Here is a 20,097-nt window from a genome sequence, read left to right on the forward strand (position 1 = left end):
GCCGCAAACCGCGATACGGCGGTTTACGGCCCCTGCGGTTTTCAGGCGCCTTGGCTCCGGCTGTCAGCGCTCCTTGATACAACTGCACATGTAGTACGCAGCCACATGAGGAGGGCTCGGGGGCATGCCCAACGACATTTCGGATGACGCACCGGTTGCTGGGCTTTACGAATCGCTCATCACGCATCGGCTTGCCGAGCGGATGAAACAGCTCGACTCCACGGGATGGCGCTCCATCGATGCCTCAGTCGGTGCGGAGTCGGCACCCCACGTACTCTCCCGCCATATCGGCGCCACTGTGCGGCAGGTACTCCAGGGCCTCTCGCCTGCCGAGCAGGTGATTGCGGCCAATCACATTCTGGAATCGCTCAACACGATCGAGGGCGCGACGGAGTGGGTGGACCTCGTCACCGATGGGCCGCGGCAGTTGCTGGCCGTCGCGGAGCAGGAGGAGCCGGGTGTGTACTCCATACGCCCCGCGACACCGTTGTCCGAGACGGCACTCATCACGAACGCCCCCGAGGACCCCAGTCTCGGCTTCGAACTGCGCGCCGAACTCGCAACGGCCGACCGCGTCGATCTTCTCTGCGCGTTCGTGAAATGGCATGGACTCCGCGTCCTGGAGAAGTCTCTGTCGTCGGCGCGCGAGCGCGGCATCCCGATCCGCGTTCTCACGACGACCTACATCGGCGCCACCGAGCGGCGCGCTCTGGATCGACTGGTGCGCGACTTCGGCGCCGAGGTCAAGGTCAACTACGAACTCCGCTCCACCCGCCTCCATGCGAAGGCATGGCTCTTCCGTCGTGACAGTGGCTTCGACACGGCGTATGTCGGTAGCTCGAACCTCTCCAAAGCCGCGCTCCTCGACGGGCTCGAATGGAACGTCCGTCTCTCCTCCGTCGCCACGCCTTCGGTGCTCCGTAAGTTCGAGGCGACCTTCGACGCGTACTGGAGCGAGCCCGCCTTCGAGTCGTACGACCCCGACCGCGATGCCCAACGACTGGACGACGCCTTGTCCCGCGCAGGCGGCGGTGGTCGCCCCGGGTCGGGGTCGACGAGCATCACTCTCTCCGGCCTGGAGGTTCGCCCGTATCCCCACCAGCGGGACATGCTCGAACGCCTCGAAGTCGAACGCACGGTGCACGATCGCCACCGAAACCTTCTCGTCGCGGCGACGGGGACCGGGAAGACCGTCATGGCGGCGCTCGATTACAAGCGCCTGCGCCAGACGCTGGGACGCGCCCCACGCCTGCTCTTCGTAGCGCACCGCAAGGAAATCCTCGAACAATCCTTGCGCGTCTACCAGAACGTCCTCATCGATGCGAACTTCGGCGAGCTGTTGTTCAGCGGTGAGATCCCTACTCGCTGGACCCACGTATTCGCCAGTGTCCAATCGCTCACCACACAGGCTCTGGACCGCATCGCCCCCGACCACTTCGATGTCATCGTGATCGATGAGTTCCATCACGGTACGTCGCCCACCTACCGCAAGATCGTGGACCATTTCCGTCCCAAGGAACTCCTGGGGCTCACTGCGACCCCGGAACGCATGGATGGCTTGAACATCCAGGACGAGTTCTTCGATGGCCGGATCGCAGCGGAGATGCGGCTGTGGGAGGCGTTGGAGAACGAACTCCTCAGCCCCTTCCACTACTTCGGCGTCACCGACAACACGGACATGAGTGCGGTCACGTGGAAGCGTGGAGCCTACGACTCAGCAGCGCTGAGCAACCTGTTCACAGGCAACCAGGCGCGAGCTCGGCTCGTGGTTCAAGCGGTGAAGGACAAGGTCACCGACCCTGACTCCATGCGCGCCCTGGGCTTCTGCGTATCGGTCGCGCACGCACACTTCATGGCCGACTTCTTCCGGCAGGCCGGCCTGAACGCTGTGGCTCTGTCTGGCGAGACTCCCGCTCCCGACCGCAAGGCCGCCCTGGACGACTTGCGCTCGGGAGCGCTCCAGGTGATCTTCTCCGTCGACCTGCTCAATGAGGGCCTGGACATCCCCGACGTCGACACCCTGCTCCTGCTACGCCCCACCTCTAGCGCTACGGTCTTCCTTCAGCAGTTGGGCCGCGGTCTGCGCCGCACCGAGGACAAAGCGGTGCTCACCGTGCTGGACTTCATCGGTCAACACCGCAAGGAATTCCGCTTCGAGGAGCCCTTCCGTGCTCTGACCAATCTGACGCGCAACCGCCTCCTGAGCAACATCGAGCAGGACTTCCCTAAACTGCCCTCCGGCTGCCAGATCATCCTTGAGACCAAGGCCAAGGAATTGATCATCGACAACATCCGCACACAGATCGCAGTCAATGTCACGCAGTTGACCCGCGAGGTCGCTTCCTACGCGCAACCACGGCTTGCAGACTTCCTCAAGGAGAGCGGCCGGGAGATCAAAGAGCTCTACCGCGGCAGTGGAAACTCGTGGACGGGCCTACTCCGTCGGGCGAGGCTCCTGGACCCGGTGGGCCCTGAAGGCGAGTTGCCCCTCCTCAAGCGGGTGTCGGCCTTCCTTCACGTCGATGACCCGCTGCGTGTTGCGGCATACAGCAAACTACTGGCCGACGATGCCCCTCCCTACGATGAACTCAGCGAGCAGGAACAGGGGTACGCCCGCATGTTCTTCTTCTCGCTCTGGCCTCTGGGCGGAGGCTTCACCAGCTACCAGGCGGGCCTGGACTCGCTGAGCCATCAGCACGCGTTCCGGGACGAGTTGCAGCAGGTGCTCGCCCACGTCCTCCAGCAGGCCGACCACGTCCCGGTCCCGCTCCTCGGCACGCACGCTGCCATCCCCCTCACCATCCACGCCTCCTACAGCCGGGAAGAAATCCTCCCCGCCCTGGGCCAGGCCGCCGTGGACGGCTTCAAGCCGGGCCACTTCCGCGAGGGGGTGAAGTGGTGCGAGAACATCCGGACCGACGCTCTGTTCGTCACCCTTGAGAAAGACGAGAAGGACTTCTCACCCGAGACTCGCTACAAGGACTACGCCCTCAACGACCTCCTCTTCCACTGGGAGTCGCAGAACCAGACGTCGGAGAAGTCCCCCACAGGGATTCGCTATCAAACCCACAAGGAAAAGGGCACGCACGTTCTCCTCTTTGTGCGCCGGTACAAGAAGACGGATATCAGCGGTCCTCAGCCGTGGATGCTCATGGGACCGGCGGAGTACGTCAAGCACACGGGCAGCAACCCCATGGCGATCGAGTGGAAGCTCTCCCACCAGATCCCAGCTGACGTCTTGACCTACTCGGCCATCGCTGCCGGCTGAGAGCTTCTCTGTACAGGAGGGGTGGCCTGCCGAAATCGAGCAGACCGCCCCTCCCTGACCGCCCGCAGCCAAATCTGGGCAGTGGGGCCGGAAGGACTAGCTATGCCGCCTTCAGCTTCGCCACGGCGTGGATTCGGTCGTGAAGCCTTCGAGTCACAGGGGACTGTCGGGGCGCATTGATGGCGCGCAGCTTATCGAAGTGCTCGTCACCTCGCGCAGTCGACAACGCTTCATAGTCATCCAGGAAGCGTTCCCACGACGTGCACGACTCCTCAAGGTGCCCGATTTCATGCTGCCTCTGGGCGAGCACCGCGTGAGCATGGAGCCTGCCTTGCCTTTCCAGTGGAGACATGACTCGGATGGAATTGCGCAGCGCCTTGATCGAATTCTCGACGTCTCGCGTTTCGTAGTGCACATGCGAGACATGAAAGAGAAAGGCGGCCTGATCATAGCCACCCACTGCATCACGCCGAGAGTCGGCTTGACTCAGCGCCGACTCCGCTTCTTTGAGCCGTCGCACAGCCCCCCGGCGATCTCCGACCATGGCAGACGCATGGGCCTGTTGCCCTCGCAAGAAGGCCGTCAGGCGCGGGCTGGCCTGGGGCGCCGCCTCTGCCGCCGAGTCGGCGTACTCCAGTGCCTTCCGTCCGTGACGCAGGTGGGAGGCCTGGAGGCTCATGCCGCGAAGGGTTCGAGAGTAGGTCAGTTGGTCACTTGACTCACGGGCCAGGTCCAAGGCGCGGAGGTAGTAGGTCTGCCCCAGCCCATGAGCCCGCTCATACATGGCCATCCAACCCGTCAGGTATGTCAGGTCAGATGCGGCCGAGAGCATGTCGCGGTGAACTTTCTCCGACGCGTCAGCGTGCAGGTAACCCGCTACCGTATTGACAAGGAAGGCAGCAGCCATCGGCCGCGCATGCCCGCCACCCAGTTCGTCAAGAATTTCTGCGATCTTATCCGTCATTCGACGAACTGTTTCAACCTCACCCCCTCCAATGCGACCAGAGGGGCGAGTGAGGCGGTCTCGATCAGCGGCACTCGCTGTCCTTTCCAGAGCGGAGAAGGCGGGCACAGTCAGCGCCGCTGAATACATGCCCGCCGCTAAAATCTTTCGCCGCGATGGGTCCATATCTTGCCTCCCGAGGTCGATTAACTGTTCCACCGTCGTCGACTGCTCAGATGGTTCCGAAGCCGCCGGGAATCCGGCTTCCTCCCGTGTGACAGGCCGGTTGAGCCTGCGCGCAAGTGCCTCAAGGATCAGAGGCCTGACCGCCTCGCGCGGCAGGTGCCCGCTCAACCACTGGTGCACGGAAGCCTGCTGGTACTTCAGTGGAGATCCGCTTTCCGTCCCGAGGCGGTTCACCGCTTGGGCGAACTGTCGCATGGTCCACCCGCTCTCGCGGAAGAGCTGGCCTAGACCGGCGTTCGGCTGACGTGTGCTCACTGGCCCCAACTCCTGTGCTGCGGCTGCTAAACGCTCTTAACTTTTGCCCTCCCTCCAACGGTACCGCTCTCCGTGTCCAGGCTGTTGCCTAGTGCAAGCAGGAAGCAGCAAAGAAGCGCAAGCGCAGCGAGAGAGGGGAACGCGATCATGGTTGCGCGAGCCGCAACTAGCTATCGATCTCTGACACACACGGCGGTCTCGCTGTACTTCGGAGCGAGCGTGGACACCTCAGCGTTCGACTCACCCATGAGGTACCCCCCTTGCGCCTGCGGCAGGCGTGCGTGCCCCGAGTACAAGCCCGTACTAGCCGAGGACCGAAGCGAGTCGTACTCGCTCACCGAGCTCCGCCGACGCGTATAGGTGGAGAACACCCGCGACCGCCTGAATCGCCGCGTCTGACAGGCATCCGTTACGCCCTGACCCGGCCGCATCACCGGTCGAGTCAGGGCTGAGCCGACCAGCTACGAGGAGCTGAACGACCTATGAAAGATCGTATCGTCGGAGTGTTGGGCGCATTACTGACTCTCGTCCTTCCCCCGAAGAGCAGGCATCACGCCGTGTTCGTCCATGCAGTGAGCCCGGGCCAGGTGGGAGGCCTCCAGCCGTCCCTGCGCAGTCCGCGGCTAGATCCCTGGCCCGGACCGAGCCGCGAGACCGTCAGCCCGCGGTGGGCGGGCGATGAGCGCGAATCGACGATCGGCATTCCGTAATGCGCAAGGGGACGACGAGGGCCGACTACGCCCGACGCGAGAGCGTTGTTCTGACCGACCGGGCCCGGATCAGCGCCCGCGTCCAGGCGAACGTACCTATTCGAAGGATCGCTGAGGAGTACGGCATCGACCGGCGCACACTCGCCAGGATCGTCGACGGGTGGGGTGTCCCGCGCCGCCCGCCCAACCGAAAGGGCCACGCGAATCTGAGCCCCCGCAAGCGTCGGTAGCGATGCGCTTCCGGGGCGTTCCGCAACGAATGGAAGCGGTCTGTCCGGCCGCCGGCCGGTGGCAGTCGGCCAAAGGGCCGCCCAACGGCACGAGATCCCTGACTCGCCCCCTGCCGGACGTTCCGGTGGAGACGAGATCGAACCGCCGGCCCGGACGCCATCAGTCGTACCGATGAAGGCAGTCGAGCCGGGTTGCACGAAATCCACACAGCCAATAAGGAGAGTGCACCAGTGAGTCCCACGATCAAGCCTCTTCCCGCCGCTGAGACGGTGGCGGTACGCGCACACGAGATCCACGCGGCCATCGAGGCCGACCAGGAGTTCTCCACGTTCAAGGCGGCAAGCCTCAAGTACGACGCCGACTGGCAGTGCTTCACCGGCTCGGTCGTCGTCGCGCACTACGACCAGGAGCGGGACAAGCACGGTCTGTTCGATGAAGGGCTGCGGGCGCTCTGCCTCAAGGCCGCCGTCTTCGAGCTGACGGGCGACGAGAACGCGGCGGAGATCCCCGTCGCCGTCCCCGTGGACGAGATGACGCACGCGATGATCGCGCAACCGCAGCTTCTGGCCCGTATCGCCGCCCGCGTCGGCGTGGCGATCATCCACCAGACCGACCAGGAGCACACCGATTGGCGGGAGGGGGACTACACCCACCGGGCGTACCGCGCCGTATGGGGCGAGCCGGACCGGCGCCTGTGGCTTCCGGCAGAGGAGGTGACCCGGCGGCTCGCGTGGCTGGACCAGAAGTACGCGGCCATGGGGTTCCGCAAGCAGGGGCAGGCGCACGACTTCGGGTTCTCGGCGGAGGAACTCTCCGTCGTGGCCGCCTAGCAGTCAGCCAAGAGCCCGCCGCATCACCGTAAGAGGGTCCATCTCAGGGAACCGCTCCACCATCTGCTTCTGAGCCTGGGAGATCAGCTCATCAAGGAGGACGGGGGCAGCGTTCCACAGCACTTCACGCAAGTACGGAACCACCTCGGAGGGGTCGGGCGGAAGGTCCAGCGTGAAGGCCAGCGGGGCGTTTTCGCTCTTGTAACGCCCCGCAGGCAGCCCGACCTTTTCGGGGTGGACGCAGACCGGTGTTCCGTCCTCCGAGTACCGGTGCCCGTCGGTCTTGCTGAACGGGCAATCCGGCGTCGGGCGCTCGAAGACGTCGAAGTCGCCAACAGCGTGGACCCGGGACGGGCAGATGCCGCACGCACGGTGGTGCACGTCGCCGTTCACGAAAGGCTCGGACATAGCCGGAGCCTAGCTCCCGCCAGCACCACAGACGCCCGCTGCCGACCACGCCGCCCACCCAGGGTGGACGAGAGCCGGAGGGGATACAGAACCCGTTCCGGAGCTGCTGAGAGCGTTCCGCAACGGTTGAGGGGCCTACCCCGTGATGCGCATCGCGAGAGTCCCCGACCGCCCCGTCCGCGTTCTACGTCCGTGGCACACGGACGGGGCGGCCCCTACGCCGACACTCACACAGAAGAGACCTCCACCGTGCTGCAATGCACCGCTGTGACCGCCACGCCCCAGCTCGAAGCCCTGGAAGCGCTCGAAGAGATGGAGGGCGGTCCCGACGACGCAGATAGCCACCTCGACCACCACGAACATCTTCTCTGCCGACTGAGCGAACACGACGAGAGGACCGAGCACGCCGCGCACCTGTGGACCGCCGAGACCAATCCGTCCCGAGGCCTGTGGCTTCTGTGGACCGGGGCGAGCACCCACCGCGTCTACCGGTTCGCCGTGTTGGCCGAGTGTCCCGCCGTTCTCCATGACGTGGAACAGGGCTCAAGGCAGTGGTGCGGACTACCCGGTGATCACGCCCTCCCCCACAGCTTCCACGTAACGGACCCGCTTCGGGACCTGCTCACCGAACGCATTCGCCGTGAAGCGCACCGGCGCCCGGCCGACGACGAGTAGAGGGCCGCACATTCCGATGGACAAGTGCACCGCCGTCATGGTGACAAGCACCCCTGCGCCGGTCCTTGCCTTGCTGTGCCACATCCGCGAACTACGGGACGGACACGTGCTCTGCGAGCTGGGCGAGAATCACGAAGACGACCACGCGGTCATGCTGGACGACGCCGACGGCACGTTCGGAGGCGCCTTGTGGGCCCGGTGGAACGAGACGAGCGGACGGATCACGCTCCTCCCATGGTGCCCCGCAGGACTCCCCGAAGACCGTGCCTGCGGTCTGTTCGTGGATCACGGCTCCGGACACGGATGGGAGGTCATCGACCCCACAACCGAAGCGATTCGACGCGAGTTGGCCAAGCGGTACTCGGCCCACTTCCCCGAGTACGGCGACGACGACAGAGACTGACGAGCTAGTGCCAGGTGTCCGTACCCGGATCTCCCCGGCAAGCAGCAAGAAGGGTCGTCTACATCAGCCCGCATCCACTCAACTCTCCGTAGCAGTAGGCCCCACCACGGCCGTCTCCGCGTTGCGGCGGGTCTTGGCCCAGCCCGTTCGGCCGCGGGCGAGGCGTACGGAGCCTCGGGCGGAGACGATGAAGAGGTGGTAGGCGTACAGCCAGAGGGTGATGCCCCACAGCACCCCGGCGGCGCGTGAGTGGTTCGGGGCGAACTCCCTTCGGTAGACCGGGCCCCAGAGCAGGAACGGCACGATCGACAGGGTGCCGAGTGCCAGGGCGAGGGGCCAGGCGGCGAACAGGACGGTGCCGGCGGCGAGGCCTGTGGCGAGGATGGAGAGGAGCACCACGGTCAGGACGAGGACCGTGAGGTGGGCGAGCGGCTGGACGAAGGTGTACAGCGACTCCAGGACGCCCCGGGCCCGGTAGTGGCGGGAGCCGATGATGCGGGTCGCGTACCGCACGCACTGGATGTTGCCCTGGGCCCAGCGGGTGCGCTGGGTCAGGAAGCGCCGGGTGTAGGGCAGCGCCTCCTGCGTGACCCAGGTGTCGGCGATGTGCGTGACCCGGTAGCCGGCCAGGCGCATGTGCAGGCCGAGCTCGTAGTCCTCCAGGAGCGCGTCCTGCTTCCAGGGGCGGCGCTCGGCGGCGGCGATCCGGTCGAGCGCGGAGAGGCGGGTGAACTGGCCGTTGCCGCCGAGGCCGACCGAACCGGTCCGGCACCGCAGCAGCTGCATCCCCGTGTTCGACACGGCGAACTCCGCGTCCTGCATGCGGATCAGCAGCCGCGCATACGCGTTGACGACCCGGCCGCGGTCGGGTCGCGGGCGCTCGTCGTCCACGTTCCGCATCCGTACGCCGATCTGTACGCCGCCCGTCTCGGGATCACCGAAGCCGTCCGGGCCGCTCACATACGCCAGGGCGTCCGGCGACAGCCTGCCGTCGGCGTCCACCACGCAGACGACGGCCCTGGACCGGTCCGCGTCCTCCCCCAGCTCCGCGTCGAGCGCCTCATAGGCGGCGTTCAGCGCCGCGCCCTTCCCGATCCGGGCCTCGGGGCGTCGCCGCGTGACCAGTCTGATCCGGGCGTCCTCCGCCGCGAGGGCCGCGACGATCTCCCCCGTACGGTCATCGCTCGCGTCGTCGATGACCCAGACGTACGAGGCCGGGAAGTCGTCCCGCAACCGGTCGACCGTGGTGGCGATGACGGCCTCCTCGTCCCGGCACGGCACGAAGAAGTGCCAGTCCCAGGCCGCGGCGTCCCCCCGCTCGGCGGGCCGACGCCTGGCGTACGCGTGCCGGGAGCCCGCCCAGTAGACGAGGAAGCCGCCGAGCAGGAGGAAGGGGAAGACGTAGAGGAAGAGGTGGGGGGCCAACTGGGACTCCAGGGCAGGCAGGGGTGGGGATGAGGGCGAGGGTGTGGGTGGGGGGAGTGTGGGTGTGGAGGGGGGGTGGGGGGGTGCTCGGGCGGGCCGGTGGTGCTGGGTGAAAGCCGGAGGGGTGGGGAGGTTGGGGCGGCGCGCTTGCGCGGTCCCGCCCGGGGGTGCTCCCTGAGGGTGCTCCCCGTACGTCTCCTCGCCCTCAAGCCGCCGTCGTCAGGTCCTGAGCGGCGCCCGGGGCCGGGGCAGGAGAAGGAGAGGCAGAGGGCGGGGAGGAGGCAGGTACGGGAGCGGGCGGCGGCGCCGGCAGGCGGGTGATCAGGTCCACGATGCGGCGGGAGGCGGTGCCGTCGCCGTACGGGCTGGGCAGGGTTCCCAGGCGGCGCAGGCCCTGGGCGCCCTCGGCGAGGCGGTTGCGGGCGGCGGTGCCGATGGCGGGGCCCGGCTCCACCAGGTCGGCGAAGTCGGCGAACGCCTCGGGGCGCTCGGTGGAGCGGCGGACCACCACCAGGGGGCGGCCGAGGACGGTGGTCTCCTCCTGGATGCCGCCGGAGTCCGAGACCAGGAGCGCGGCGTGGCGGGCCAGGGCGAGGAACGTGCCGTAGCCCGTCGGGGCGAGCACCGTCATCCCGTCCAGGAGCGGGCCCAGACCGGCGGCCTCGATCCGGGCGCGGGTGCGCGGGTGGAGGGGGAGGACCACGGGGAGGGTGCGGGCGAGCGCGGCCAGCTCGCGCAGGACGGTGGCCAGGACGGCGGAGTCGTCGGTGTTCTCCGGGCGGTGGACGGTGGCCAGGACGTACGCGTCCGGGGTCAGGCCCAGGCCGTCGAGGAGGCGGGTCCGCTCGGCCTGCGGGGGCAGGTGCTCGTGCACCGCCTCCACCACCGTGTTGCCGGTGACCTCGATCCGGTGGTCCGGGACGCCCTCGGCGAGGAGCAGCGCCCGGTTCTCCGGGGTCGCCGCGCACAGGACGTCCGCGAGCCGGTCGATGACCACCCGGTTGTGCTCCTCGGGCATCGCGCGGTCGTGGCTGCGCAGCCCCGCCTCGACGTGGATGAGCGGGATCGAGCGGGCGTTCGCGGCGAGCGCGCCGGAGAGGGCCGCGTTGGTGTCCCCCTGGACGATCACGGCGCGCGGCCGCTCGGCCGCGAACCGTTCGTCCAGGGCAGCCAGGGCGGCGGCCACCTGGACAGCCCGGGGCTGTCCGCCGACGCCGGTCAGGTACTCGGGCTCGGGCAGCCCCAGCTCGTCCAGGAAGTTGCCGGAGAGCGTGTCGTCGTAGTGCTGGCCGGTGTGGATGACCCGGGCGGCGGGGCCGAGCAGCCGGATGGGTTCGGCGAGCTTGACCAGCTCGGGGCGGGTTCCGAGGACGACGGCGACACGGCTGTCCGGTTGAGCGTTCATGTAGCTGAGCTTCATGGAACACGGTTGCCGGATCCGTTGCGTCCCGGTTGCCCGACGGTTGCTCCCGCTCGGTTCAGCCCGCTTCGGGACGTCCTTCCCGGGTACTCCGGCCCTCCCCGGCGGGACCTTGGTCCGTTTTCATCCGATTCATTCTCCGGTGGCGAAACGGTACCCCGCGCCCCGTACGGCCTCGATCGGGTCCGGCGCGTCCGGCCCGGCCGCCTCGCGCAGCTTCCGGCGCAGCCGCAGGACCCCGAACTTGACGCGGTCGCCGCCGATGGCCGTCTCGTCCCCCCACACCCGGGTGAGGAGCTGCTGTGCCGTGACGACCCTGCCGCGATTGCGTACGAGGAGCTGGAGCAGCCGGTACTCGATCTCGCTGAGCCGCGCCTCACCCCCGTACCAGACCGCCGCCCGCCGCTCGGGTACCAGCCGCAGATGCTCCCCGACCCGCTCACCGGCCCACTTCCGGTGCCCGGCCCGGCGCAGCAGCGCCTCGACGCGCGCCAGCAGTTCCTCCGGGTGGAAGGGCTTCACCAGATAGTCGTCGGCCCCCGCGCGCAGGGCCTTCACCCGGTGGCCGACGTCGTCCAGGCCGGAGACGACCAGGACCGGCAGATCGCTCAGGTCACGGGCGCGGGTCAGGACCCGCCAGCCGTCCAGCTCGGGGACCAGAAGGTCCAGCAGCATCAGGTCGGGGCGTTCCGCGAACATCAGCCGCAGCGCGTCGCGGCCGTCGGCGGCCGTCACCACCCGGTACCCGCCGCGCGTGAGGAGTTCCCGCAGCGCCAGTACGGAAGCGGGGTCGTCCTCCACGATCAGAAGCTTGGGCATCACGCACCGCCACGCTCGGCCGTTCTCGGAGGGGGCGTCCCGGTCCTACACGGCCCGTGGCCCGCCTGCCTCCTCCCCAGTCAACCAGCAGCATCCGTCGGCCGCAGCGGCGTCCGGCAGCTGCGCCTCCGGTCCTGTGCCGGGCCGACCACGCCCGGAGCGGCGCGGCTCGGTTCAGATCGGTCCGGCTCGGCGCGGTCCGGTCTGGCGCGGTCCGGTCTGGCGCGGTCCGGTCTGGCGCGGCGCGGCGCGGCGCGGCGCGGCTCGGTCCGGCTCGGCTCGGCCCCGCCCGGGCCCGGCCCTGCGCGGCTCGGCCCTGCGCGGCTCGGTCCGGCCCGGCCCGGCCCGGCGCGGCGCGGCCCGGCGCGGCCCGGCGCGGCCCGGCGCGGCCCGGCGCGGCCCGGCGCGGCCCGGCGCGGCCCGGCGCGGCCCGGCCCGGCCCCGAGAAGATCCCGTGCCCCCCTGACGTGCGCGTACAAGGTCGGCCCCGGCGCCACGGACGGCCTCTGGGGTCCCGGACCCGCGCCGCCTTGGTCATGTACCAGTCCTCGGCGCACCTGCCGGCCGACGGCTCCGCGGGCCTGTGGTCCTGGCGGTCACCGCACGCGAGCGGGCACTACGCCCCGCTACCGCCCGCTGGCGCGGAGGTACGCCGGGAGTGCCTGCCGCACCCCTCGGCGCGACAGGCACTCCCGGCGCACCTCCGCCTGCGGCGGCATGCGATGCTGCCCTTCCACGAGCGGGAGGACAGCTACGTTGTCGAGGCCGGGACCGGTCCGCTACGCCCCGGCGACCCGGCGCGGCACCGTGATCGCCACGCTCGCGGTCGTCGCGGCCGGAGTGTCGGCCTTCCACCACACCGTGCCCAACTCCCCCGGCCGACTGGGCAGTCTGGTCGAATCCTTCCTCCCGTGGACGGGGCTGTTCGTCGTCCTGCTGCTCGTCGTCGCCCTGGTGCGGCGGTCCGGGGTGGCGCTGGTGGCGCTGCTCCTCCCGGTGGCCGTCTGGGTGCACGGGTTCGGCGGACTGCTGCTGCCCGCACCCGAATCCGCTCCCGGTGGAAGGGAGTTGCTGGTCGTCCAGCACAACGTCAGCGACGAGAACCCGGATCCGGAAGGGACCGCCCGCGCGCTCGCCTCGTCCGGGGCCGATCTCATCGCGCTGGAGGAGCTGGTGGTGCCCGCGCTGTCGACGTACGCGGACGTCCTCGGGGTGCGGTATCCGCACCACACCGTCCACGGCACCGTCGGACTGTGGTCCAAGTACCCGATCAGTGAAGCCCAGTTGGCGGACATCAGGCCGCAGGGCATCGAGGAGGGGTGGAGCCGCGGGCTGCGGGCCGTGGTGCGGACGCCGTACGGGGAGGTCGCGGCGTATGTCGCCCATCTGCCCTCCGTGCGGATCGGGGCGGGTGGTCTCGCCTCGGCCCGGCGGGACGAGAGCGCCCGGGCGCTGGGGGCCCTCGTCCGGGGCGAGAAGGTGCGCACCGTGATCCTCATGGGCGATCTCAACAGCACCGTCGAGGATCGCGGACTGGCCCCGGTGACCTCGCAGTTGAACGTCGCGGAGCGCGGGTTCGCCTTCAGCTTCCCCACCGCCTTTCCGGTGGCCCGGATCGACCAGGTCCTGGCCCGTTCCGCCACCGTCGACCACATCCGTACGCTCCCCGCCACGGGCAGCGACCACCTGCCCGTGGCCGCCCGCGTCACCCTGGATGCCACGGGCCGCTAGAGCCCTTCGCCGCCTCCCCCTTACGCCCCGCCCTCAGGCCGTTCGGCCCCGCGTGAAGCGACCCCCTCCGCCCCGCCGCCACCGCCACCACCACCGCGATGGAACGTCGGCGGGAGTCCGTACGCGCCCGTTCGCCTCGCCCCCACCGTTCGGGCTTGCGGTTGCCGCTGCGTCAACTCATACGGTCGTTCCCAGGGCCGGAGAGACCGGCCCGGCGATGGGAGGCACCACGCATGTCCTGGTCGATCGCGGACGTGTGCCGCATGTCCGGAGTGACCTCGCGGACGCTGCGCCACTACGACCGGATCGGGCTGCTGCCGCCCGCGGGGATCGCGGGAAACGGGCACCGCCTGTACGGGGAGGCGGAGCTGCTGCGGCTGCAGCAGATCCTGCTGATGCGTGAGCTGGGCCTCGGGCTGCGCGAGATCCGGGCCGTGCTGGACAGCCAGGCCGACCGGGTCGCCGTCCTGCGCGAGCACCGACGGCGGCTCCTCGGGGAGCGGGACCGGCTGGAGACGCTCGCCCGGACGGTCGGGCGGACCATCGCCGCACTGGAGGAAGGCAGGAAGAACGACGCCATGGTGAAGATCAACAGGCCGGAGAACCTGTTCGCGGGGTTCGAGGGCTCGCAGGAGGCTCTGGCCGAGACCGGGGCGGCCCTCGACGCCGAGGTACGTGAGCGGTGGCCCGCGGCGTGGGAGGAGTCCCGCGGGGCGAGGGCGGCGATGACCGACGAGGAGACGGAGGGGTGGCAGCGCGAGACGACGGCCCAGATGATCCGCTTCGCGGAGTTCATGGCCGCGGGCAAGCCGGTGGACCACCCGGCCGTGCAGGCCGAGCTGGACATCCACTACGCGAGCATCCGCCGGTTCTGGACCCCGGACGCGGCGGCGTACAAGGGGCTGGGCCAGACCTACGTCGACGACCCACGGTTCCGGGAGAACTTCGACCGGATCGCGGAAGGGCTGGCCGTGTACCAGCGGGACGCGATGGTCGTCTACGCCGACACCCTGCTGAGCTGAACCGAGCCGGCCGCGCCGCACTGCGCTGCTCCGAGGCCCGGGTGGAGTGACGCGAGGCGAGCCGAAGCGGAGGCGAGGTGGGACGAGGGGCTGCAGACCCTCGCTCGCCGCCCCTTCCGGCTTCCGGCTAGTTGGGCGGCGATAAAGCATACAGCTCCCGCCGTAATCGCCGCTGCCTGCTCAGACTCCAGATCAAACACACCATCCAGGAACCGAAGGACCAGCGGGCCAACCGAAGGCGCCGAGGAAGTCGAGGAGACCGTCCGGCGAGCTTTGAGGAGGAGAGATACAAGCGCCGCAACGAGGTCGAGCGCACGATCAGCCGGCTCAAGCACTTCCGCGCCCGTGGCTACGCGCTACGACGAGCGCGCCTACGTCTTCCACGGCACTGTCACCGTGGCCTCCCTCCGCCTGTGGCTCAGGTCATGAGCGGGCGGATAAAGCGGTGGCCGCCTGATCGGCGTCCCTGCCACGATCTGGGGGTGACCACGTTGTTCCTGATGGTCGGCCTGCCAGGGGCCGGGAAGACCACGCGGGCCCGGCAGCTCGCCGCGGAGCACGGCGCGCTGCGTCTGACGCCCGACGACTGGATGATTCCCCTGTTCGGCGAGGCGGAGGCCGACGGGAAGCGCGACGTGCTGGAGGGGCGCATGCTCTGGCTCGCCCTGGAGGCGGTCAGGCTCGGCACCGACGTCGTCGTGGACTTCGGCTGCTGGTCACGGGACGAACGGTCCGCGATCCGCTGGCTCGTGGAGGCCGAGGGGGTGTGCTTCCGCATGGTCTACCTGCCGGTGGACGAGGAGACCCAGCGCGCCCGTATCGCCCACCGCTGGGCGACCACCCCCGAAGAGACACTGCCGATGTCCGAGGCCGACGTCCTGCACGGGCGGGCGCATTTCGAGGAGCCCGACGCGGCGGAGCTGGAGAGCAGCAGGGTCGCCGGCCCGCCGCTCGGCTGGATCGACTGGCGGGAGTGGGCCGCCGACCGGTGGCCGTCGTTCGCGTGACCGCTGCGGCCCACGACGACTCAGCCGTACCAGCCACGCCCCGCACCAGCCCGAAATGATCCGCCGGACAGGCCCTGATCCTGACGCCCGCATCAGCGTCCCGGTTACGCCCTGGCGTCCGGCTCTGGCGGGTCCGACGGGGACCGGACCGGCCACGCCTCGGCCGTCGCAGGCTCAGCGGTAGTCGTCCGGGTGGTCCTGCATCCAGGTGTTGATGCCGTCGCGGGTGCCGACGATCGCGGAGAAGTGCTTCTCCAGGTGCGGGGTCGAACGGTCGGTGCCCAACTTCGTGAACAGGGCCTTCATATCGGCCAGTGGCTGCTTGAAGTGGCCCGGGCCCTTGGGGTCGGCGCGCATCGCCTCGTCCAGTTCCGTCAGTTCCCGGGTGACCCGGCCGAGGAAGTAGGCGCAGTCTCCGGCGCCCGGGGTGCAGGTGTCGCCCAGGGTCGCCTGGAGGGTGGCGAAGGCGTCGCGTACGGCCTCGGGGGCCGGTTCGGCGGAGAGTGCGGGCTCTTCCGTGGCCTCGGACGCCGCCGGTTCGGCCTGGTCGGTGTTGTCGGTGCTGTCCGCCGGGGCTGCCGACGGTGCGGCCGTCGCGGGGGCGGCGTCCTGCGGGCCGCCCTGGGTGCAGGACGCCAGTGCGGCGGCTGCCAGCAGCGCAACTGCCGTCGCGCGCAGTCCCCTTGCGGCGGCGGCCGATCTGCGTATGCCGTCGCGGGCAGTCGTCCGTACCAGCATGAGGCCCCCTCGTCCGATAGGTCCAGACCATACCCCGTCGCCCTGCCCGGATCGGCGTCACCCCGGTTCGCCTACGCCGCCCCTCCCCGCCGTACGCGCCCGGCGGGCTGCGGCTAGCCTCGGCCGGAGACACGTATCCGTACATGTACCCGAAAGCGATGGTGGCGGCGATGGCGAAGGTTCCGGCAGCGGCGGTGGCGGCGAGCGGGCTCGTCGGAGGGTACGGCGTCGCCCGGTGGACCGAGAAGCGTCCGCTCGGCGGGGTCGCGCTCGCCGCCGCCGGGTCCCTCGCCGCGTACGAGTGGAACCGGCAGGCCGGGCCGCGTGCGGCGACCGCCCTGACCGTCGCGTACGTCGCCGCCTTCGCCGGGTCGCACCCGCTCGCCAAGAAGGTCGGCGCCTGGCCCGCCGTCTTCGCCGTCGCGGGCGGTGTGGCCGCCGCCTCCTGGGCCGTCACCCGCCGAGCCGGGCGGTAGCCGACCGGCCGGCCGGCCGCATCGCCAAGCGCCGTACGTCGATGTTCCGTACGCCGGTGTTGCGTACGTCGATGTTCCGTACGCCGGTGTTGCGTACGTCGATGTTCCGTACGCCGGTGCCGGAACGCCCGTGTTCCGTACGCCGATGGGGCCGCGGGCCTGAAGGCGGTGCGCGGTGGGCGGTGGGCGGTGGGCGGTGAGCCGGCGGTCGGCGGTGGGCCCGTAGACCGTATGCCCGTGGCCGGGTGCGGCCGGGTGCGGCCGGGTCTCGTGCCCCCGCGCCCGGCCTCCGCACGTCCGGACCCGCACCCGGCCTCCATACGTCCGGACCCCGCGCCCCGCCTCCGCACGTCGGCCCCGGGTACGTACGCCCTCCGCACCTCCGCCCCGCACCGCCCGCGTTCATTCCACGTACGGTCGAAAAGGCTTGACGCATACGGAAATGTCGAACCTCTCAATATGCGCCAGGCGAATGTTCATCTACCGTCCACCTGCGGAGAAATCGGCCGACGGGCCACACCGTCACCGCACATCGGTCCACCGCCGGAGAAGATCCGGACGTGCCTGGTCACAGGCCCATTCAGGGAATGCGGATCCCCGAAACACACCTGACAGCTCGTCCTGCCCGCGATTGACAGGCACTTATCGGCCACCTAGTGTCCGGACCGTTCGGAGTCGGAAAAGCTCGACTCCGTTCCGTCAGAAGTGACTTGGGGGGAGATGGCATCGAGCCCCGAGTGTGGTATTGCGGCGCACCTGCTCGCCGTTCCATCTGCAATTGGGAGTCGTCCGGGATGCCTGCCCGAAATGTGTTACTGCTGCCGCAGACGAGCCTGTTACGCGCGCTGCACACCGCCGTACGGGACAAGAACGCGTCGGGGAGGGACTTCGAGATCTACTCCCGGCGCATCATCCGGCTGCTGCTGGAGGCCGGGCTCGATCTGCTCCCGTTCGAGAAGCGCGAGGTCACCACGCCGGTGGGCGAGACCTACCACGGGCTGGAATTACCCGGTCGCGTCTGCGGGGTCTCGGTGGTCCGCGCCGGGGAGAGCATGGAGGCGGAACTCCGCGAGATGGTCCCGGGAATCCGGATCGGAAAGATCCTGATTCAGCGGGACAAACGGACGAAGCAGCCCGAGCTGTTCTACAAACACCTTCCCGGTGACATACACACGGGCCATGTCCTGCTGATGGAGCCCATGCTGGCCACCGGAGGCTCCGCACTCGCCGCACTCGACGTGCTGCGCGAGGCCGGAGTTCCGGACGAGAACGTCGTCCTGATCAACTTCCTGGCCTCCCCCACCGGGCTGGAGCGCTTCGGTCTCGCCGCACCGGACGTGAAGATCGTGACCTCCGCCGTGGAGGACGGAATGAACGAGAACGCGTTCATGGTCCCCGGCATCGGTGATTTCGGGGACAGGTTCTTCGGTACGGTCCCGGCGGCCGCCTCATGAAGCAGCGTGTCGGGCTCGACTCCGCGCTCACCGTCCTCGCCCCCGTCGTCTGGGGCAGCACCTATCTGGTGACCACCCAGCTCCTGCCGCCGGACCGCCCGCTCCTCGCCGCCGCCGTACGCGCGCTGCCGGGCGGGCTGATCCTCACGCTGGCGGGGCGGCGGCTTCCGCAGGGGCACTGGTGGTGGCGGATCCTGGTGCTGGGGGCCCTGAACATCGGGGTCTTCTTCTACCTCCTCTTCGTCGCCGCCTACCACCTGCCCGGCGGGGTCGCCGCGCTCGTCGGCTCCGTCCAGCCGGTCTTCGTCCTGCTGCTCTCCGCGCTGCTGCTGCGTACGGCGATCCGCGGCTGGCAGGTCTGGGCCTGTGTGCTCGGCACGGCCGGTGTCGGCATGCTGGTGCTCGGGCCCGAGGCCGGGCTCGACACGGTCGGCGTGGTCGCCGGGCTCGGCGGTGCGGTGTGCATGGCGTCGGGCATCGTCCTGACCAAGCACTGGGGCCGGCCCCCGGGGGTCGGGCTGCTCACCTTCACCGGGTGGCAGCTCGCCGCGGGCGGGCTGCTGATCGCCCCGGTGACCCTGCTGGGCGAGGGCCTTCCCGACCGGGTGACCTGGACCAACCTCGCCGGGTTCGCCTACCTCAGCCTGGTCGGCGCGCTGCTCGCGTACGCCGTCTGGTTCCGCGGCATCGAGCGGCTGCCCGCGCTCACCGTGTCGCTCCTCGGCTTCGCCAGCCCGCTCGCCGCCACCATCCTCGGGTTCCTCTTCCTGCGCGAGGGGCTGACCCTCGTCCAGGGCGCCGGGGCCGTCGCCGTCGTGACCGCCGTCCTGCTCGCCCAGCGGTCGACCGCGCGCGAGGCCCGGGTGGCCCAAGGAACGGCCGGGACCCCGCCGGGGAGCACCGAGGCGGCCGGAACGCCTGCGGGGAGCACCGGCGTACGCCCCGGCGCCCCGGTCGCGGCCGGAACGCCCACAGCTGCCGGGACTCCCACAGTTGCCGGTGCGGCTGCAGCCGCACCGGCACCCGGCAGTCCCGCCGGCAGTCCCCCCGCCACCGCGCCCGCCCACCCCGTACCGCCTCCGGAGGCCGGGCCCGTCCACCCCGCGCCACCCACCACCGAGGCCGGCACCCGACCGGCCGCCCATTCGCCCCGGCAGACCACGGAAGGGGAGCAGTCGTGACGCGGCCGGTCCTGTTCGACCTCGACGGCACCCTCGTCGACACCCCGAACGCCATCGTCGAGAACTTCACCGCCACCCTCGCCGCCCTGGGCGTCCCGGCCGTCTTCCCCGAGGAGATCCGGGCCACCATCGGGCTGCCCCTGGAGAAGGCGTTCGCGCAGCTCATCGGGGCCTCGGCGGACGCCGCCACGGTCGAGGCGGCCGTGCCGTGCTACCAGCGGCTCTACCGCGAGCAGATCGTGCCCAAGGCCAAGTCCCTGCTCTATCCCGGAGTGGCCGACGGGCTGGCCGAGCTGCGCGCGGCGGGCCTCGTCCTCGCCATCGCCACCAGCAAGCACACCGCCAGCGCCGAGGTGCTGCTCACCTCGGCGGGCATCCGGGACCACTTCGCCATGGTCGTCGGCGCGGACGCCGTCACGGAGCCCAAACCCGCCCCGGAGACGGGGCTGCTGATCGCCGCCGAGCTGGGCCATCCCGCCGGACGGGCCGTCATGGTCGGCGACACCACGCACGACATCTCCATGGCCCACAACGCCGGGATGCGGAGTGTGGCCGTCACCTACGGCATCCACTCGGCCGCCCAACTGGCCGCGGTGAAACCCACCTGGACGGTGGCGGACTTCCCCGCGGCCGTCGCGCAGATCCTCCGCGCCGGGTAGCCGCCCGGCCACCCGCCGAACCCCCCGCGCGCCGACCGGCGCGCACCCGAGCCCCCCGCGCCGCACCACCGCGCGGGCCCCGAGCGCGGCACCCCGCGCGTCCGGCCTCCTCCCGCTCGCCCGCGGGCCGGGCGGACGGTCGCCCCGCTCCTCCGACCGGCCATGCCCCGGCCGCCCGGCCGACGGGCCATGCCCT

18 protein-coding genes and 1 pseudogene are annotated in these 20,097 nt (G+C 69.9%); 13 read left to right on the forward strand and 6 right to left on the reverse strand.

The window, feature by feature from the left end; translation table 11 throughout:
* The first annotated feature begins 124 nt into the window (after window positions 1–124).
* On the forward strand, window positions 125–3,268 hold the full coding sequence (locus ACQ9ZG_RS11025) for a DEAD/DEAH box helicase (protein ID WP_109915740.1): 3,144 nt from the start codon (window positions 125–127) through the stop codon (window positions 3,266–3,268).
* 100 nt (window positions 3,269–3,368) lie between these two features.
* On the opposite strand, the gene ACQ9ZG_RS11030 is transcribed toward ACQ9ZG_RS11025, so the two are convergent.
* On the reverse strand, window positions 3,369–4,712 hold the full coding sequence (locus tag ACQ9ZG_RS11030) for an NsdA family TPR-like regulatory protein (protein WP_258312205.1): 1,344 nt from the start codon (window positions 4,710–4,712) through the stop codon (window positions 3,369–3,371).
* Between the two features lie 709 nt (window positions 4,713–5,421).
* Here ACQ9ZG_RS11030 and ACQ9ZG_RS11035 point away from each other — a divergent pair.
* On the forward strand, window positions 5,422–5,652 hold the full coding sequence (locus ACQ9ZG_RS11035) for a helix-turn-helix domain-containing protein (protein WP_106961757.1): 231 nt from the start codon (window positions 5,422–5,424) through the stop codon (window positions 5,650–5,652).
* Between the two features lie 231 nt (window positions 5,653–5,883).
* Window positions 5,884–6,483, forward strand: a complete 600-nt coding sequence (locus ACQ9ZG_RS11040) for a hypothetical protein (RefSeq protein ID WP_109915742.1) — start codon at window positions 5,884–5,886, stop codon at window positions 6,481–6,483.
* 3 nt (window positions 6,484–6,486) lie between these two features.
* On the opposite strand, the gene ACQ9ZG_RS11045 is transcribed toward ACQ9ZG_RS11040, so the two are convergent.
* Window positions 6,487–6,891 (reverse strand): hypothetical protein, encoded by a 405-nt coding sequence (locus ACQ9ZG_RS11045; RefSeq protein WP_028418401.1) that lies wholly within the window; start codon window positions 6,889–6,891, stop codon window positions 6,487–6,489.
* A gap of 267 nt (window positions 6,892–7,158) precedes the next feature.
* On the opposite strand from ACQ9ZG_RS11045, the gene ACQ9ZG_RS11050 reads away from it, so the two are divergent.
* The gene (locus tag ACQ9ZG_RS11050) at window positions 7,159–7,566 is read left to right on the forward strand and encodes a hypothetical protein (RefSeq protein WP_232790392.1); all 408 of its coding nucleotides are present in this window, start codon (window positions 7,159–7,161) and stop codon (window positions 7,564–7,566) included.
* 16 nt (window positions 7,567–7,582) lie between these two features.
* On the forward strand, window positions 7,583–7,969 hold the full coding sequence (locus ACQ9ZG_RS11055; RefSeq protein WP_109915743.1) for a hypothetical protein: 387 nt from the start codon (window positions 7,583–7,585) through the stop codon (window positions 7,967–7,969).
* A gap of 78 nt (window positions 7,970–8,047) precedes the next feature.
* On the opposite strand, the gene ACQ9ZG_RS11060 is transcribed toward ACQ9ZG_RS11055, so the two are convergent.
* The 3 genes from ACQ9ZG_RS11060 to ACQ9ZG_RS11070 all read right to left on the reverse strand — a co-directional run bounded on the left by ACQ9ZG_RS11060 (window position 8,048) and on the right by ACQ9ZG_RS11070 (window position 11,633).
* Entirely contained in the window at window positions 8,048–9,394 is a 1,347-nt protein-coding gene (locus ACQ9ZG_RS11060) for an XrtP-associated glycosyltransferase (RefSeq protein WP_109915744.1), read from the reverse strand.
* Between the two features lie 205 nt (window positions 9,395–9,599).
* Entirely contained in the window at window positions 9,600–10,799 is a 1,200-nt protein-coding gene (wecB, locus tag ACQ9ZG_RS11065; protein WP_258312500.1) for a non-hydrolyzing UDP-N-acetylglucosamine 2-epimerase, read from the reverse strand.
* Window positions 10,800–10,946: 147 nt separating this feature from the next.
* Window positions 10,947–11,633: a response regulator transcription factor gene (locus ACQ9ZG_RS11070; protein ID WP_109917640.1), complete on the reverse strand. Its 687-nt coding sequence runs from the start codon at window positions 11,631–11,633 to the stop codon at window positions 10,947–10,949.
* Window positions 11,634–12,440: 807 nt separating this feature from the next.
* Here ACQ9ZG_RS11070 and ACQ9ZG_RS11075 point away from each other — a divergent pair.
* The 4 genes and pseudogenes from ACQ9ZG_RS11075 (at window position 12,441) to ACQ9ZG_RS11090 (ending at window position 15,393) form a co-directional block, all read left to right on the forward strand.
* Window positions 12,441–13,364 (forward strand): endonuclease/exonuclease/phosphatase family protein, encoded by a 924-nt coding sequence (locus ACQ9ZG_RS11075; protein WP_181398321.1) that lies wholly within the window; start codon window positions 12,441–12,443, stop codon window positions 13,362–13,364.
* Between the two features lie 233 nt (window positions 13,365–13,597).
* Window positions 13,598–14,386, forward strand: a complete 789-nt coding sequence (locus ACQ9ZG_RS11080) for a MerR family transcriptional regulator (protein ID WP_109916649.1) — start codon at window positions 13,598–13,600, stop codon at window positions 14,384–14,386.
* Between the two features lie 131 nt (window positions 14,387–14,517).
* A pseudogene (locus ACQ9ZG_RS11085) lies at window positions 14,518–14,815 on the forward strand (IS5/IS1182 family transposase); the annotation flags it as partial.
* Between the two features lie 53 nt (window positions 14,816–14,868).
* Entirely contained in the window at window positions 14,869–15,393 is a 525-nt protein-coding gene (locus tag ACQ9ZG_RS11090) for a P-loop nucleotide/nucleoside kinase family protein (RefSeq protein WP_109916648.1), read from the forward strand.
* A gap of 174 nt (window positions 15,394–15,567) precedes the next feature.
* Here the strand turns inward: ACQ9ZG_RS11090 and ACQ9ZG_RS11095 are convergent, their stop codons facing one another.
* Window positions 15,568–16,131 (reverse strand): hypothetical protein, encoded by a 564-nt coding sequence (locus tag ACQ9ZG_RS11095; protein WP_109916647.1) that lies wholly within the window; start codon window positions 16,129–16,131, stop codon window positions 15,568–15,570.
* Between the two features lie 158 nt (window positions 16,132–16,289).
* Here ACQ9ZG_RS11095 and ACQ9ZG_RS11100 point away from each other — a divergent pair, with 158 nt between their 5' ends.
* The 4 genes from ACQ9ZG_RS11100 (at window position 16,290) to ACQ9ZG_RS11115 (ending at window position 19,901) form a co-directional block, all read left to right on the forward strand.
* The gene (locus ACQ9ZG_RS11100; protein WP_028418393.1) at window positions 16,290–16,607 is read left to right on the forward strand and encodes a hypothetical protein; all 318 of its coding nucleotides are present in this window, start codon (window positions 16,290–16,292) and stop codon (window positions 16,605–16,607) included.
* Between the two features lie 809 nt (window positions 16,608–17,416).
* Window positions 17,417–18,061 (forward strand): uracil phosphoribosyltransferase, encoded by a 645-nt coding sequence (gene upp / locus ACQ9ZG_RS11105; RefSeq protein ID WP_028418392.1) that lies wholly within the window; start codon window positions 17,417–17,419, stop codon window positions 18,059–18,061.
* Window positions 18,058–19,242: a DMT family transporter gene (locus ACQ9ZG_RS11110; RefSeq protein WP_499280395.1), complete on the forward strand. Its 1,185-nt coding sequence runs from the start codon at window positions 18,058–18,060 to the stop codon at window positions 19,240–19,242. Before upp ends, ACQ9ZG_RS11110 begins: the two co-directional genes overlap by 4 nt.
* Entirely contained in the window at window positions 19,239–19,901 is a 663-nt protein-coding gene (locus ACQ9ZG_RS11115) for an HAD family hydrolase (protein WP_018488640.1), read from the forward strand. The genes ACQ9ZG_RS11110 and ACQ9ZG_RS11115 overlap by 4 nt, the downstream gene beginning before the upstream one ends.
* The last annotated feature ends 196 nt before the right edge of the window (window positions 19,902–20,097 follow it).

Source organism: Streptomyces araujoniae (assembly GCF_050871195.1).
Taxonomy (GTDB): Bacteria; Actinomycetota; Actinomycetes; order Streptomycetales; family Streptomycetaceae; genus Streptomyces; species Streptomyces bacillaris.

Bases quoted from the DNA above. Each gene is read 5' to 3' on its own strand.
- ACQ9ZG_RS11025 (WP_109915740.1), top strand. From the start codon at position 125: ATGCCCAACGACATTTCGGATGACGCACCGGTTGCTGGGCTTTACGAA.
- ACQ9ZG_RS11035 (WP_106961757.1), top strand. From the start codon at position 5,422: ATGCGCAAGGGGACGACGAGGGCCGACTACGCCCGACGCGAGAGCGTT.
- ACQ9ZG_RS11045 (WP_028418401.1), bottom strand. From the start codon at position 6,891: ATGTCCGAGCCTTTCGTGAACGGCGACGTGCACCACCGTGCGTGCGGC.
- ACQ9ZG_RS11055 (WP_109915743.1), top strand. From the start codon at position 7,583: ATGGACAAGTGCACCGCCGTCATGGTGACAAGCACCCCTGCGCCGGTC.
- wecB (WP_258312500.1), bottom strand. From the start codon at position 10,799: ATGAACGCTCAACCGGACAGCCGTGTCGCCGTCGTCCTCGGAACCCGC.
- ACQ9ZG_RS11070 (WP_109917640.1), bottom strand. From the start codon at position 11,633: ATGCCCAAGCTTCTGATCGTGGAGGACGACCCCGCTTCCGTACTGGCG.
- ACQ9ZG_RS11080 (WP_109916649.1), top strand. From the start codon at position 13,598: ATGTCCTGGTCGATCGCGGACGTGTGCCGCATGTCCGGAGTGACCTCG.
- ACQ9ZG_RS11095 (WP_109916647.1), bottom strand. From the start codon at position 16,131: ATGCTGGTACGGACGACTGCCCGCGACGGCATACGCAGATCGGCCGCC.
- ACQ9ZG_RS11100 (WP_028418393.1), top strand. From the start codon at position 16,290: ATGGTGGCGGCGATGGCGAAGGTTCCGGCAGCGGCGGTGGCGGCGAGC.
- ACQ9ZG_RS11110 (WP_499280395.1), top strand. From the start codon at position 18,058: ATGAAGCAGCGTGTCGGGCTCGACTCCGCGCTCACCGTCCTCGCCCCC.